14 protein-coding genes are annotated in these 14,804 nt (G+C 42.6%); 5 read left to right on the forward strand and 9 right to left on the reverse strand.

What is annotated here, in order from left to right:
* The first annotated feature begins 21 nt into the window (after positions 1-21).
* From KKE17_07485 to KKE17_07505, 5 genes are all read left to right on the forward strand, one after another.
* A complete protein-coding gene (locus tag KKE17_07485; protein MBU1709829.1) occupies positions 22-1,164 on the forward strand; it encodes a hypothetical protein in 1,143 nt (380 codons plus the stop codon).
* Positions 1,165-1,271: 107 nt separating this feature from the next.
* Positions 1,272-2,147: a glycosyltransferase gene (locus KKE17_07490; GenBank protein MBU1709830.1), complete on the forward strand. Its 876-nt coding sequence runs from the start codon at positions 1,272-1,274 to the stop codon at positions 2,145-2,147.
* A gap of 8 nt (positions 2,148-2,155) precedes the next feature.
* Positions 2,156-3,583 (forward strand): radical SAM protein, encoded by a 1,428-nt coding sequence (locus KKE17_07495; GenBank protein ID MBU1709831.1) that lies wholly within the window; start codon positions 2,156-2,158, stop codon positions 3,581-3,583.
* 4 nt (positions 3,584-3,587) lie between these two features.
* Positions 3,588-4,274 carry a YdcF family protein gene (locus KKE17_07500; protein MBU1709832.1) on the forward strand — a complete coding sequence of 229 codons (687 nt, stop codon included), beginning with the start codon at positions 3,588-3,590 and terminating at the stop codon, positions 4,272-4,274.
* The gene (locus KKE17_07505; GenBank protein MBU1709833.1) at positions 4,271-5,365 is read left to right on the forward strand and encodes a glycosyltransferase family 4 protein; all 1,095 of its coding nucleotides are present in this window, start codon (positions 4,271-4,273) and stop codon (positions 5,363-5,365) included. Before KKE17_07500 ends, KKE17_07505 begins: the two co-directional genes overlap by 4 nt.
* A gap of 14 nt (positions 5,366-5,379) precedes the next feature.
* On the opposite strand, the gene KKE17_07510 is transcribed toward KKE17_07505, so the two are convergent.
* The 9 genes from KKE17_07510 to pseI all read right to left on the reverse strand — a co-directional run bounded on the left by KKE17_07510 (position 5,380) and on the right by pseI (position 14,797).
* Entirely contained in the window at positions 5,380-6,135 is a 756-nt protein-coding gene (locus KKE17_07510) for a class I SAM-dependent methyltransferase (GenBank protein ID MBU1709834.1), read from the reverse strand.
* Positions 6,136-6,266: 131 nt separating this feature from the next.
* Positions 6,267-7,088 (reverse strand): glycosyltransferase, encoded by an 822-nt coding sequence (locus tag KKE17_07515; protein ID MBU1709835.1) that lies wholly within the window; start codon positions 7,086-7,088, stop codon positions 6,267-6,269.
* 151 nt (positions 7,089-7,239) lie between these two features.
* On the reverse strand, positions 7,240-8,343 hold the full coding sequence (locus KKE17_07520; GenBank protein MBU1709836.1) for a hypothetical protein: 1,104 nt from the start codon (positions 8,341-8,343) through the stop codon (positions 7,240-7,242).
* Positions 8,344-8,413: 70 nt separating this feature from the next.
* Complete coding sequence (locus KKE17_07525) at positions 8,414-9,301, reverse strand: GDP-mannose 4,6-dehydratase (GenBank protein ID MBU1709837.1); 888 nt, start codon at positions 9,299-9,301, stop codon at positions 8,414-8,416.
* A 51-nt stretch (positions 9,302-9,352) separates the two neighbouring features.
* Positions 9,353-10,615, reverse strand: a complete 1,263-nt coding sequence (locus KKE17_07530; protein MBU1709838.1) for a class I SAM-dependent methyltransferase — start codon at positions 10,613-10,615, stop codon at positions 9,353-9,355.
* A gap of 28 nt (positions 10,616-10,643) precedes the next feature.
* A complete protein-coding gene (locus KKE17_07535; protein ID MBU1709839.1) occupies positions 10,644-11,081 on the reverse strand; it encodes a hypothetical protein in 438 nt (145 codons plus the stop codon).
* 64 nt (positions 11,082-11,145) lie between these two features.
* Entirely contained in the window at positions 11,146-11,913 is a 768-nt protein-coding gene (locus KKE17_07540) for a methyltransferase domain-containing protein (GenBank protein MBU1709840.1), read from the reverse strand.
* A 267-nt stretch (positions 11,914-12,180) separates the two neighbouring features.
* Entirely contained in the window at positions 12,181-13,674 is a 1,494-nt protein-coding gene (locus KKE17_07545) for a hypothetical protein (GenBank protein MBU1709841.1), read from the reverse strand.
* 70 nt (positions 13,675-13,744) lie between these two features.
* Positions 13,745-14,797 carry a pseudaminic acid synthase gene (pseI, locus tag KKE17_07550; GenBank protein ID MBU1709842.1) on the reverse strand — a complete coding sequence of 351 codons (1,053 nt, stop codon included), beginning with the start codon at positions 14,795-14,797 and terminating at the stop codon, positions 13,745-13,747.
* Between the last annotated feature and the right edge of the window lie 7 nt (positions 14,798-14,804).

Genomic DNA, 14,804 nt, shown 5'->3' on the forward strand with positions numbered 1-14,804 from the left:
ACCGGTATTATTCATGCATTCATGCCCGGAGCGATCTTTTATGATACCTGGATAAAACGTGATCCGGTGGCTGCCTTTTTCTGCATTGCAGCTCTTTACATCCTTTTGAGGACAAGAAAAAAAGAATGGTTGTGTGGCGTTTTTCTGGGGCTGGCATTATTGGGCAAGGAGAATGCGCTTTTTTATGCTGCTGCAGTTTTTCTGATTATCGTTGCCGATTTCAAGAAGGGCCGCTGTCTGCAGCGCCTGGGCATGGTGTTTGGCAGCGCATTCATTGTCTCCGCCTGGTGGTTTTTGTTTTTCTCCAGGAGCGTCAAAGGATTTAAGGCATTTTTTATCGGTGAATCAATAGAGGCGGGCGGTTTTGATGCCGGACAATGGTACTATCTGTTGAAATTACCCGATGATTCAGGCTTGCCGGTTTTTATTCTCCTGGTTCTGGGTTTATTGGTTCTTGTTTATAAGAATAGATATCTATTCACTGCAAAAGGCAGGCTTTCGTGGAAACCGGTACGTCTTCTGCCAATTATCCTGCTTGTACCGGGATACCTGATCCTGAGCATCTCTAAAGGAAAACCGGCCTGGGGCAATATAATTCTTTTTCCCGCTTTGGCAATCATTGCAGCCTACGGATGGTCGGCTCTTTCATCATGGATTGATAGATTTCCGTTAATTTTCAGGGAAGTGAAATATCGCCACAAGACCCTGCTTTCAGGTGCGATCCTGATTCTGATATTGATTGTGCCGGTCCTGAAATTTTCCTACATCAAGTATTTTGAGGAAGTGGATGCAGGGCAAATATTGCTCGCCCGGACCTCCCTGGAAAAGGTGGGGCTTATTAATGAATATGTAAAGGATGATGAGCAACTCCTGATATTTCCCAGCCTTTATCTTAATGGACCTCATCTTAGAGACCCGATATTTTTCTGGAAACTTTCGACATTCCCGAAAATTATTTATGTCGAAAAAGTTGGTGATTATAAACTCCTCAAGGAATATATAGTAGAAAATAAAATACACTGGTTGCTGATGTCCCCTGTGAAAGAAGGCCTGCAAAAGGATTATCTGGACCAAATGATAGTCGATTTTTTTCCGCCAATGCATTTGTATTCTCAAGGCGTGCTGGTGCATACTGAAATGCTCTGGAAAAATGATCTCCTTTAATTCCTGGCCTGAGACGGTTGATACAGATATTTTTCCCAAAACTGGTATTATGCGTCATCACACTGAAAATCCCTCACCTTATTATGGGTAATTTTTTAACCAACACAATGCAATTTTCTATAATTATCCCTGTTTATAATGCAGGAAAGACCCTTGCTGATCTGCTCACTTCACTCAAGAATCAGACTTTCAGCGGTTTATTTGAGATAATACTTATTGATGATTGTTCAACCGATGACAGTGTTTCTATCGTAAAACAATTCGATGTGACGATTATCGAATCGCCAAAAAACCAGGGACCTGCGGTGTGCAGAAATGTCGGCGCACAAAGGGCTACCGGTGAAATTCTTGTATTTACCGACAGTGATTGCCGGGTGGACGCCAGCTGGCTTGATACAATAAGAAAAAGATTTGAGAAAGGGGAGACCGAAGCCGTAATGGGCAGACTTGTCCTGCCCTCTTCAACGTATCTGGGCGATTCGATCTCCGCACTGGGGTTCCCGGCCGGTGGATTGGTGGGCTATGAGAAAATCTGGCCGGTGGATCAAAATGGCTACACTGAAAGCTTAAGCACGTGTAATTGTGCAATGTCGAGGGAGGTGTTTCATGAAGCCGGCGGCTTTGACGAGACCTTCCCGTATCCGGGTGGTGAAGATACTTTACTGGCCTATAGCTTGCGTAAATCCGGACACCGGATACAATATTGTCCGGAAATTATTGTGCATCACGCCCCCAGGACCAGTTTCATGGGTTTTCTCCGCTGGCAGTATCGCCGCGGGGTGAGCAGTTATCTGTTTTCTACAAAGGTGACGCAGCGTCGCGATTTTGTTAAACTCCGAATATGGTCAATTAAAAATATTCTTCATATGTATAAAACTGACAAGAAAATTCCATTGATTATGATACTTCTTTTTACCGGATATTGTTCGCAGATACTGGGCTATATGCTGACCAAAATTAATCCTCCCGCTTTAAAGGTTTAGAGAAATATATGCGCGTACTCATCATAAATCCACCGTGGCCGGGGAAAGGGTTCGGCACCCGATCCCAGAACAGGATTATCAAGCATCGAAGTGATAAATTCCTGCAATACCCGATATTTTTAGGCTATAGCGCGGCGCAGTTGAAAGCTGCCGGGCATGAAGTAACCTATATCGATTCGGTAATTCAGGATTATGATCTGCCCCAGACTCTTGAACATGCCAGGGTTGCAAAGCCTGACGCGATTTTCATGGAAACAACCACTCCGTCCATCGAAGCTGATTATGAAAATCTCAAGGCCTTAAAGGATGCCACCGGGGCGGTGATCATTGTCGGCGGCCCCCATGCCACATATTTCCATAAAGAAGTGATTGAGGAATGTGCGGCAATCGATGTGGTTATCCGCCATGAATTCGACACCAAAATCGCTGCAGTGGTTTCCAATCTTGTTGATTTGAGTGAGGTTAAGGGAATTACTTTCCGGCGTGGCAGTGAAGTTGTCGATAACGGCGACGGTGAAGTTTGCCAGAAACTTGATGAAATCCCCTTTCCCGATAGAGAGACCGTGCCCTGGCACTGGTATGTGGAGGCCTGGTTCACCAGACAGCCTTTCATGAATATGATGACTTCCAGAGGCTGTCCGTTCCATTGCGCGTTCTGTCTCTGGCCGCAAGCCATGTACGGTCATAAGCAACGCTTTCGGAGCATCGATAATGTCATGGCCGAGATTCATCACCTGGTGGACAGCTACGGTCTTAAGGAAATCAATATCGACGATGGCACTTTCACCACCAACAAGAAAAGGGTCATTGAGTTCTGCCAGAGGCTCAGGAAGGAAAAAATAGACATCATCTGGACCTGCAACGGCCGGGTTGACACCCTGGATGACGAGATGCTTGCCGAGATGAAGGCAAGTGGTTGCCGGATGATTCGACTCGGGGTTGAAAGCGGTTCTCAGGAGGTCCTGGACAAGATCAAGAAGGGATTGACCCTCAAGCAGATTGAAGAAGGGGTCGCCATGGTGAAAAAACACGGGATTCAGGCCCTGGGTGGGTTCATGTTCGGCTTCCCGTATGATACCCGGGAAACCGTGGAGCAGACCATTGCCTTTGCCAAAAAACTCTCCCCGGATCAGGTGCAGTTTTCCATCAATATGAGCTATCCCGGCACTTCGCTTTATGAATATGCCAAAGAAAACGATCTGATCCTTGCCAAGAGCTTTAATGAATTCGATATGACCCACGGACCGGTGGTTAAAACCATGGACATGGATCGCGAGGAACTTCAGCACATCCTTGCCCGCGTTTATCGGGAATTTTATTTCCGGCCCGGCTATATTCTCCAGACCCTGAAGCATATCAATAATCTTGACGAAATCCGGCGGGTCTTCCGATCCCTGAAGAGTCTGCTTAAAACCATCAAGCTACATACGGAATAATCCAATGTTGCTCCCCCATCAAAGCATACCCGGAAAACCTTTGCGAAAAGCACTGATTATTTTCGGGGTGCTTCCGGTTTTCTGCCTCATCCTGGTTTTTCTTCTGCCGGGAGTCTTTCTTCCCCCGATTGCCAATTTTCTGATAGCCGATGAAAAACCCGTGCATGCCGACGCGGTGGTTGTGCTCAGCACCGGCATGGAATATTTCTCGCGCCTGATGGAGGCGGCAGAACTCTATAACAGCGGCTATGCGGATAAGGTTGTCATTAACGGCAACCGGAAAAACGCTGAAATACGGAAACTTGAGGACCTGGGATTTGATCCCTGCTGCGAATGGCAGGAGGAGCCTCTGCGGATCCTCGAGGTTCTGGGAGTGTCACGTGGCGCGGTTATCGCGATCAGCGCGGAAGACGTTTATGATACGGTGAGTGAGGCTAAGGCTGTGGGCAATGAACTTATTGCTTCCGGGTGCAAAAGTCTCATTATTACAACCAGCAAGACCCATACCCGCCGCGCTTTGCATATCTGGAAAGATGAATTTTCAGATATATTTGAACTCCAGAGTGTTGCCGCCAGGCACGATCCTTTTTCTGCGCAGAAATGGTGGAAAGAGGGCAGACAGACCAGGTGGATTCTCTATGAGTACGGATCCTGGTGTTTTTATTACTGGCAAAAGATCACCGGCAAATGAAAATCCTCCATGTAATTTATGATGATCTGCAGAATCCCTGGTGTGGCGGGGGAGGGGCGCTGCGGGCTGCAAGAATCAATCAAAGACTTGCTGCCGAACATGAAATTACGGTGATTACCGGTAATTTCCCCGGCGCTGAAAATGAAACAATTAATAACATACGTTATGTGCGGATCGGCAGTTCCTGTTCGTATTTATTGAGCCGCATGAGTTTCTCCTTTCTCTGTCCGATTGTGTTAAGGAAATATTCCCCTGACATTGTTGTTCAGGATGCTTCCTTCTTTTCGCCATCCTATGCCAACCTGTTTGTCCGTGCCCCTCATGTAACCATTGTCCATCATTTGATGGATTCCCATGCCTTGCGCCTTGTTTTTCCCTTTGGTTTCATCCCCTATCTGTTTGAAAAAAGTATCCTCAAAACGTCGAGAAATATTCTTACTCCTTCCCTGGCGCTAAGGGGAAAAATTACGGAACGGTATTCTGAAAAAACGGTGATGAATATTCCTAACGGCGTGGACGACATTTATTTTAATCTTGTTCCTGAAGAGGAAAACTACATGCTTTTTCTCGGCAGAATAGACATGTACATGAAAGGCCTGGATATATTGCTTCAGGCTTTCTCAGAGATCAATGATAGGCACGTCAGGCTGAAGATCGCCGGCAGCGGCAAGGCCCGCGACAAGAAAAAACTAAAAAGTCTGATAACGGATTTGAAACTGGATGATCGGATAGATCTTCTTGGAAGGGTGGGTGAAGACCGGAAATTGGAGTTGTTGAGGAAGGCGATGTTTCTGGTCATGCCGTCCCGCTTTGAAGGCTGGGGGATAACCGCGGTGGAAGCAAATGCCGCAGGCAAAGCGGTAATCGGCACCCTGATTGACGGCCTGTCTGAGGCTGTGGTGGACGCCGAGACCGCAATGCTTGTTGAGCCAGGCAATGCAGAGGAGTTGAAACGAGCTATTGAAGAGTTACTTGCTGATAAACAGAGAAGAATCCAATTGGGAGAGAAAGGCAGGGAACATGCAAGACAGTTTATTTGGGATGAGATAGCTGCACAACAGATGGCATATTATGAAGCAATCAGACTATAGCCATATGTGCCACTTTATTTCTTTATTAAAATCCAGATATTAGTGGGGACGATAAGGAACAGAAGTATAGATGGAATGAAGTCCACCAGGGATTTAAGAAAACTTGAGGAGAATTCCTGTTTTAATCGTGTCCGTCTTTTATCGACAACCTGATATGTGGATTCAGGGAAATGTTTTCTTAAAGTTTTATAGGTGAATCCTGTATGATATTTTTCCGTGTTTGACATAAAATCTTTCTTAAATTTTTTAAAATTATTCACGAAAAACCGCTTAATAAATGGCCTGTCAAAAGTTCCATCAGCTTTTTTAGCTACGATAAAGGGTGAAAAAGGGTTTGGTACATTTATGTAGATTATGCCTTTTGGGCGACAAAATTTCTCTATAGATTTTAGTACAACGGGATAATCATTTATATGTTCCAATACTTGATGTGCCATTATAAAGTCAAAATTTTCCTCCGGAAATTCTAATTCAGTAGCAGAAATAAATTTTTTAATTAATGCTGGTTGATCGAAAGACTCCAGGGCTCCTTTATCAAAGTCAGTGCAATGAAATTCAACATCCGGAAGTAGTTTTGTTTTGATCTCTGATTCAATCAAGCAGTAGCTGGCACCAATTGATAATGCTTTGTTTATTTTTCTAGACAATAAGTCATCTTTGATGATGCCAATAATTTCTGAACTTTTTGTTTCCTGTCTGTGTTTGATCAGTTGTAGGCTAGCAGGTGGTTGAAATTGCTTCTTTGCCCTTTCAAAATCAAAATTATCCATTTTTTTGCCCCTGAGGAATATAATTACTCATTTTTTTATAAAATTGTGTCCCTTCTAGTGCCGTAAACAGGCAGCCCTGAGGGCGGAATTTTATACACTTTTTTGTTTTTTACAGACGTCCATATTCATCATTAAAAAGTTGAATATAATCGTCGCCAGACAGATCTGATATGGGCTTTGAAATGCACAGCCACCCAGATCCATGAAAACGGCAGGCCAAGTTTTTTTCTGGCCCGAGCTACTTCATTGTGGGTTTCGATGCTGCGGCTATCGGCGACTCCGCCAATCCGGCAGACAACGGTTAATACCGTATCAACAAACATGGCTTTTCCATCTTTCAGTTCCCGTAGCAAGAGGTCATAATCACCGGCTATTCTGAAAGACTCGTCAAAAAGACCACGGGTTTCAAAAATACTTTTATGGTGCATTAATCCTGGATGCGGGATGGGCATTCCGTGTCGCATCAACCAGCCCACCTTGTCCCAGGGTTTTCCTTCAACCCTGATAATAATACCTTTATGGTCAACTTTCGTGACTTTGCCATAAACAGCGTTTATCCCTTGAGTCTCAGCCCGCTGAAGATGAGGCGCAAGGCTTGTAAGAACATTTTCATCATGAAAAAAATCATCGGCCCCAAGGAAACAAACCCAATCACCTTTTGCATGTTTCAGGGCTTTATTCCAGGCATGGTAAATACCGCGATCCGGCTTTGATTCCCAGTAGTTGATATCATGATCAAGTTTTTTGATAATTTTCAAACTAAGGTCTGTTGATCCGCCGTCTATTACTATGACTTCTTTGTGAGTATACGTTTGAGAAATTATGCTTTCAATGCATTGTTGTAGAAATTGTGAGTTGTTTAACGTTGCAACGATTATTGAAATAAAGGGAGAAGGAGTGTTTTCTGCGAGGGAATCAACCGAGTTGCCAATAATATTTTTTGATCTTTTCATTTCCACAACTATTCCTGATCATATGAAATGTTGTCATAATGATCTCCGAAGATTAAAAGCTGATTAACAGCCAATAATGGGAACAAGTATTTTATTTTCAACCCCAAAAGTCCCTTTCAGGCATTGAGTCAAGGAATGCAACCGATATATTTCATCGGAAAGAGGATGAAATTGTTTTTTTAAATATAGCGGCAAAAAATTTTGGTGAAAAGGATTTGATCATATTTACAGTTATACCGTGTCGCTGGTAGTATGATTTAATTAGAGTAATAACCCTTCGAAATTCACCATGACGCACAAATCTAAAAAAAAGGACTAAAAAGGCATAATAATTAAAAAGGATCAATTCATTAAACTGTAATCTAGCCGAGTTAAATCCTTCGCAAACAACCGAGTTAACACATTCAATCAGTTTATCTTCACTGCAGTTCGCTATTTCTATAATAGAATCAATTGGTAAATCCCAATAGTTGTGGTCATAGATAAATGAAGCAAAACAAAATGTAAATGGATTTATAATTTGGATCATGGGCAGCGGTTTTGCCCAATCAGAAGTACAGATCCAGGAAATACCACTAGAGCATCCCACCAATAAAGTACAATATTTTGTTAATTCGGCATTTTCTCGAAACGAAAGGACACTTCCATCAATGATGCGCTTATCCTTTGAATCGATAGGGATGTTTGATGATAATATTACGCATGCATTGGGGATTTCTGAAATGAGTTTTCGGGCTACATTTAATGAAAAAATCGGCGAAACAAGTGATTGGTCACTTTTAGGAGCGCACTCAAATAAAATCACATATGATTTTTTTTCAAGGTTGTGTGATTGCGCGAATTTCCGAACATTCTCTATCTCGTTTAAAGATAGTACCAATACTGGAGTTATTGGGACGGTGATTGGCCTTGGGTATGCTCTGAAAATTGAGGACCTTACAGTCCCATCGAAGTTTTGGGGGTTGCCGGGACGAATTTGAGTCAAAAAAACTTCATCAAATGCACCTTTTTTTTGCATAGCTAAAGCTTCTTTTTCAAATTGTCTCCATGCATTATCTACTTCATCACGATTATTAATTTGAACCACCCATACTTCATCAACATGAGGATTGCCATCCAGGATTGAAACACAGAGAGAACTTATTGCCCAGGTCAGATGACATCCAGGATAGTCGGTTTTGATTTGCCGAGCAATAGCCGTAGCATAGAGACAATCACCATTGGCGTGTAATTGCCCGAGAAGTATTTTTTTCATAATTTCTGACTAATAAATTGACTAGGAATTGTCAGGCTGAAGGGGAGATATGTTTTATGTTTAAGTCCATTCATGAAAAATTTTGAGTTGTTTCATTTAGCATCATTTTAGCTAATTCTGGTAATTTCACAGATGGAGACCAACCAAGTTCGTTGATAGTCGCAGGATTTGATACAAGGCGCTTATATTCAGGAATAAAATTCGCACGTTGCCTGACATATTTGCGCCAATCTTTATCAATGAGTTTAAAGCACAACTCCAGCCATTGTTCAATTGAATAAGCCTCTCCTGAACCTATTGTGGCCTCAAAAATCGCGTCTTGTTCAACCAGGGTGAAAATACCTTTTGCTATGTCGCCGGCAAATGTCCACTCTTTTTCAACAGTAATATCACCCAGCTCTATGATCTCATTAGCCCCTTGGGAAATACGTTTTGCCAGGGTCGTTAGCATTTTACTTACATGGGTTGATTTACGCAGTGGACTTTCATGATGAAAGAGATAGCCGACATATGCACGGACTCCCAACGAACGATAGTATCTTGCCGCATATACAGATTGGATCCGGGCCACCGAATAAGGGCTGCTTGCCTCAAATGCATCATTTTCTGAAATAGGTTTACCGGTGTTTTTAAACTGAACACCGCTGCCGGTAATAAACACTTTCGTGTCCGGTGAATGCCGTTTAACTGCCTCAAGGACATTCAGTGTCCCGGTGGAGATTGTTGCATGATTTTCAAACAGAGCATCATGACGGGTTGTTGAGTTGGCTGCGAGATGGAAAACATAAGCCGGCAGGTGTTTTTTGATTAGACGTTCAACGAGTTCATAACAGGAAATATCCCCTTGAATCCAATTTCCTGATCGTGAAACTCCAATTGGTTCAATACCTTTAAGTTTACAAAGTTCATTCAGATAATGACCATCCTGACTGTTGGCTCCGAAAATTATGGCGTTCATTTGTTATCCTGAACCAGAAGAAATCGAACAAATAGCAGTGCGGGAAATCATCTAGCTAGTTTTTATGATCTCAATTTTAGGTAAAGGAAAGATTAAACCAATACCCTTTGCAAGAGTTTCCCTTTCGCGTTCAACAAACTCCTCTTTGAAATGCCAGGGCAGAACCAGATAATAGTCGGGGGCCATGGCACGAGATTCTTTCTCACTGACTATTGGTATATCAGTGCCTAGGGTGAAAGCGCCGAATTTGTCAGGATTACGCTCTGCAGCACAATCAATGATTCGTTGGTCAATTCCGCACCACTGGAGAATTGTATTGCCCTTTGTAGATGCGCCATAAATATGGATCTTTTTACCTTCCTGCTTTAATTTATTAAGTAAGGATTTCAATTCATCACGATGAACATTGATACGATCCTGGAAATTTTTGTAAGGTTTATCCGTATCCAGTTCCATGTCAAATTCTTGCTGGCGCATTTGCTTGATATTGTGGATGAACGCCTCGTTCTTGTATGTGAAGTTATTAACATGTGTGGCAAAACACCGAACGCTTCCCCCATTAATTGAATTAAGGGAGACATTGAAAATTTTCATCCCGGCCTGTTTCAGAATGTATTCGATCACCGCCAGACTGTAGTATTCAAGATGTTCGTGACAAATGGTATCGTATGAAGTCATTTTCAGCATGAGTGGCATGTAGGACATTTCAAAAATCCAGACACCTGCCGGTGCTAAAACATCTTTAATACCTTTGGTAAATGCAATAGGATCCTCGAGGTCATAAAACATGGCAATTGAGGTGATGATATCCAGCTTGTTTCCTTGCAGCCGGCTTTTGAGTTCCTCGGAAGGGAATACATCCTGTATCACAGTAATATTTCCTTTTATTTCCTGCGCAACATCAGAGGGGTCCACACCATATTTTTCAAACTCATCCGGGTAATATTGCAAAAGGGTCCCGTCATTACAGCCGATATCAAGGACCCGCGAAGCAGTTTCGGAAGAAGTCTCCATAGCCTCCTCCACTAATTCACGTAAATGTCGACGCATGGTGTTGTTTGTTCCGGATCGATACCAGTAGGCAGAATAAAGTACCTCCGGGGGGACAGTATGCTCCATTTGCAGGAGGCCACAGGCCCGCTCATCTTTTGTTGGGTCGCATCTCAGGAGGGTTAAGGGGATTTTGCGTTTTGGTGGTTCTTCTTTGCCCGGCTTGACAAAAGAACCCTGTAAGTGTTGTTCGCCCAGGTGGATCACCTTGGTGAGGGCATGAGAGCCACAAACCCGGCAAGTTTTTCTATGAGATAAATGCATATAGATGTCTCCAATAAAATTAGCTGAATCACTTCTTCTGGATTATATCAGAAAATTGCATGTTAATCCGATCAATACAGTTGTTCCGCTCAAGGTTCAGCAAAGCAAGATTTTTGACCACCGTATTTTTTTGTTCTGACGGCACCTTTTCAAACTCATAAACTTTTTCCTGCTCATGCCATAAGTTGCAGTTTATTTCAGCCAGTCGGGAAAAGACTTCGCCAAACGATCCTTGGATATCGGCGACAGCATTTCCTTCTTTCCGGTAGATTTTATTCGAGGCAAAGACTAAATGCTCCAGCGGAATATTTCCACTGACGGCAGCGGCAATGAATCCGTCAATTTCAGATTGCAGTTGTTTTTTCTGCACATCCAGGCTTTGGAGTACAGAACTCTGTTCTGTATGAAATTGTTTAAGTTTGACAACAGTCAACTTGTCACATAACGACCCAAGGGTTTCAGCCATAAACATTCTCCGTATTAATAGTGCACAATTTGTCAGATTTGTTTTTGGATTGAAAGGGCAGGACTCATTGTTTGATAAATTCCATGGCGATGACTCCTTCTCCCGGCAGATCCTTTATTGAAGAGAAATAAGTGTATTCTTCGCCCATCATAAAGGGTTCGCGCCAGAATGGGTAAGCCCCCCGCAGTCGTTTCTGCTGTGAATTTTCTGCAAAAGATCCCGCATGCTTTTCCCCGTAGACCTTTTTGTGTACAGGCTCACCGATAATATTAAATATTTTTTGCTCCAAGAGATTCTGGTCATAGTAAAGTTGCCAGAAGGTATAACCATCGGCACCGGGTAAAAGCACTCCGTATTTATTTTTACTGATATACTGTTCGGTCGCCTCAGCCAGACACGGCAGAGTCAGAAGCAGTTTGCCTCCCGGTTTCAGCAAACCCCATATTTTAATGAGAGCTGTATCATTATCCGGGATATGTTCAAGTACTGAAATACATGTTATTAGGTCAAAGGATGCATTTTCAAAAGGCACATTATTAATCAGGCAATCATGCAGGCTGCATCTGTCACTCAGATTACAGGCATCAATAAGTCCGGCGGTTATTGCAAAATCTTTTATATCGGGATTAATCAGTTCTGCTTTTACTTCAGAGTTTTTATGCAAAAAGAGTAAGGGAAGAATGCGGGGCGACGACACATCCAGATAACAGTTGACGGGTGACTGGTTGAGTGATTCCCAGACAAAATCAAACTCGAAATACCGGGTAGTTTCCATTGGGAAGAAGAGTAGATTATATACATGGCGCAAAGATGAAAAGGTTCTACTCTTCAAGAGTAAATAGATTCCGAACAAAACACATTCTTTATGGAATTTCAAACCAGGTGTATCAAACTTATGTGCCAGCAGCCAATAAACTGGTGACAGCAGGATTCCTTTGCTTAGATGGAAAATTTTTTTCAAGTCCGTCATTTTTTTTTCTGACGGCACATCTATATAGCTTTTGCGTATCGGGTTTTTCAAAAAGGGACCGTTCTTGATTTTACTGTTGTCTTTATCAGCCTGAGTAGATGTTTTTTTTAAAATGCCTGCTTAATTTGGTTATTTATCGGTAAGCATAGATCTCAGCAGTCTGGGATTTGAAATAGCAATTTTTACTCTTCTGAAAAATTGAGTGACCTTGAACCATACCCAGGGGATGACGTCCGGTTGAATGGCGATACCATCGAAAGTTCCACTATTTCTGCCCGTTTTTTTAAAATATTTGAATGGGTTGCCTGAGCATAGTGACAATTGTCTGTAACCGTATTTCAGTGCTAACTCAGTAGGTAAAGGGGGTAAATTTTCCTGTTTAAGTAATTTGACAACTTCTTCATGGCTTTTAGGCAAATAAACGCAACCGAGGTATTTATATAAACTCTGGCCACCGGCCAAAATGGACGGTTTCCCCCAGTATGCAGCTTCAACTCCCATCGTCGAACCAAAAGTAATTACCTTTTCGCAAGAATCAAGTAATGCATAAGAATCAATAATCTCAGCGGGCCAAATAACACAAAGGTTTGAGAATCTCGAAGCAAGTAGATCGATATCCCTAAGCTGGCTATTTCTGCTACGGGATATTTTCTTCATATGAGGGTGCACACGTAAATAGAACATATAGCGATTGTCGTGTTGAAAATCCTCCAGTATTCTTCCTATACCAGCTGTCTCATCAGGACTATAGATAGGATTATCATAGGAATCTATTGCCGCATATTCATCAATAGTGCCGTTGAAGATAGCAATATTTTTCTTCTCTGGATCAAAACCATCCGGCAAAAGGTCTTTCTTCTGGTGTTGAGTATATGAAATAATGCTATTATTTTTGGCACCAGCCCTTTGCTGCTCAAACCATGATTTCGCAATTTTTTCTCGATCACTTTCTTCAGCCAGCCATAATTGTTCCATCTGTTCATGTACAGCATAGGGATCGTGGATAGTAGCATTTTTTTGTAAAAGATAACGATTTAAAGATGGAGGGACTTCATAGGTGTAATATTCAATGTCCATTCGCTTACAGAGTAATATTGCGGGTAAGTGATTTGCAATTCTGCCGTTGAAAACATAGAGCCGGTCCGGTTTATTTTCTCTAAACTCATTTTTAAGTGTTTCGTAGACATGCACTGATGACCGCAGCGTTTTGAGGATATCTTGGCAGTATACATTTGTATCGAAACGATGGTCACGGAATCTTGAAATGAGGCTTGAGGCAATTCCATACCCAATTTTTTCTCCATCGTAACGATACGACTTGAGTTCCTCAACCGAATCAAAATTTTGAGGAACGTCCTCAAAGGATAGTTTCCTCATAGGAGGGAATTTCTTCAATTCAATATTTTCACTCGGATTTAAGGCGCTCCAACCATTTTTGAAGCGGGAGCGACACTCTGCACATTTATTTTTGCTATAAGTAAAGTTCCAATGGCAAGTTTCTAGATTTCCTTGACACTGGAGTACATAGACTTTATCTCCAGATTTATCATGATTGCGGATTAATTCCAGCTCTGTCTCAAAAATTGGTGTCGGGACTCCGATAAAGAAAAAAAAGACATTCATGAAATTTCCTCTAGCAATAGCAGTACTGCGGGAATTGATGTTATGTGATCATTATGCATTGACAGTTTATCTAATCGATTAAATCCCACAAAAGAGCGGTGCCTCTGGTTACCGATTTATTTATTTTCTTTCCAATGATTGCTTCATAGTGTTTAGGTTGAAGTCCATATCCCGGTCTTATTACCCTGAGATTATCTTTAGTGAACACATCTCCTTTGTTCATATCTTCAACAACATAAATTGAACGTCTGAAAACAAGAGACGCTGTTTCTTTTTCTGTTGGTCCATAGGTTATTGTGCCTAAGGACTTCCAGGCATTTTCAGCTTCAACAACCAGGGCTCGCATTTCCGCCGGTTCTATGGAAAAAGATGAATCTACCCCCCCAGCATCTCGAGACAATGTAAAGTGCTTCTCGATTACAGATGCTCCAAGGGCCACTGCCGTAATCGCAGTGCCGATGCCCATGGTGTGATCAGAAAGACCAACCTCGCAAGCAAACAGATCACGCAGATGTGGGATTGTCTGAAGATTGGAGTCTTCGGGTGAAGCAGGGTAGGTGCTTGTGCACTTGAGAAGAATCAAATCTTTGCAACCAGCTTCCCTGGCAGTCCTGACAGCCTCATCAAGTTCCGCGATTGTCGCCATCCCGGTGGAAATAAGCAGGGGTTTGCCGGTTGCAGCGACTTTTTTGATCAGAGGTAAATCGATATTTTCGAATGAAGCGACCTTGTAACAGGGCACATTTAAACTTTCGAGGAAGTCAACAGCCGTCTCATCAAAAGGAGTACTAAAGCAGATCAGGCCTAGTTCTTTACAAAGATCGAAAATTGGTTTATGCCAATCCCATGGAGTGTGGGCTTTCTGATAGAGATCATACAAGGTCCGTCCATACCATGGACTTTCCCGGTCGTTGATACGGAACTCCCGATCTGATATGTCCAGAGTCATAATGGCAGCAGTATAGGTTTGTAGCTTCAGAGCGTGGGCACCACAACTCGCGACCTCCTTGACGATTGTCAAGGCATGTTCTAGCGACTGGTTGTGGTTACCTGACATCTCGGCAATTATAAAAGGGGTAAACTTATTACCAAGTGTTCTGTTGCCAATTTGTATTGACTCCATATTATTG

The sequence above is a fragment of the Pseudomonadota bacterium genome (assembly GCA_018823135.1).
Classification (GTDB): domain Bacteria; phylum Desulfobacterota; class Desulfobulbia; order Desulfobulbales; family CALZHT01; genus JAHJJF01.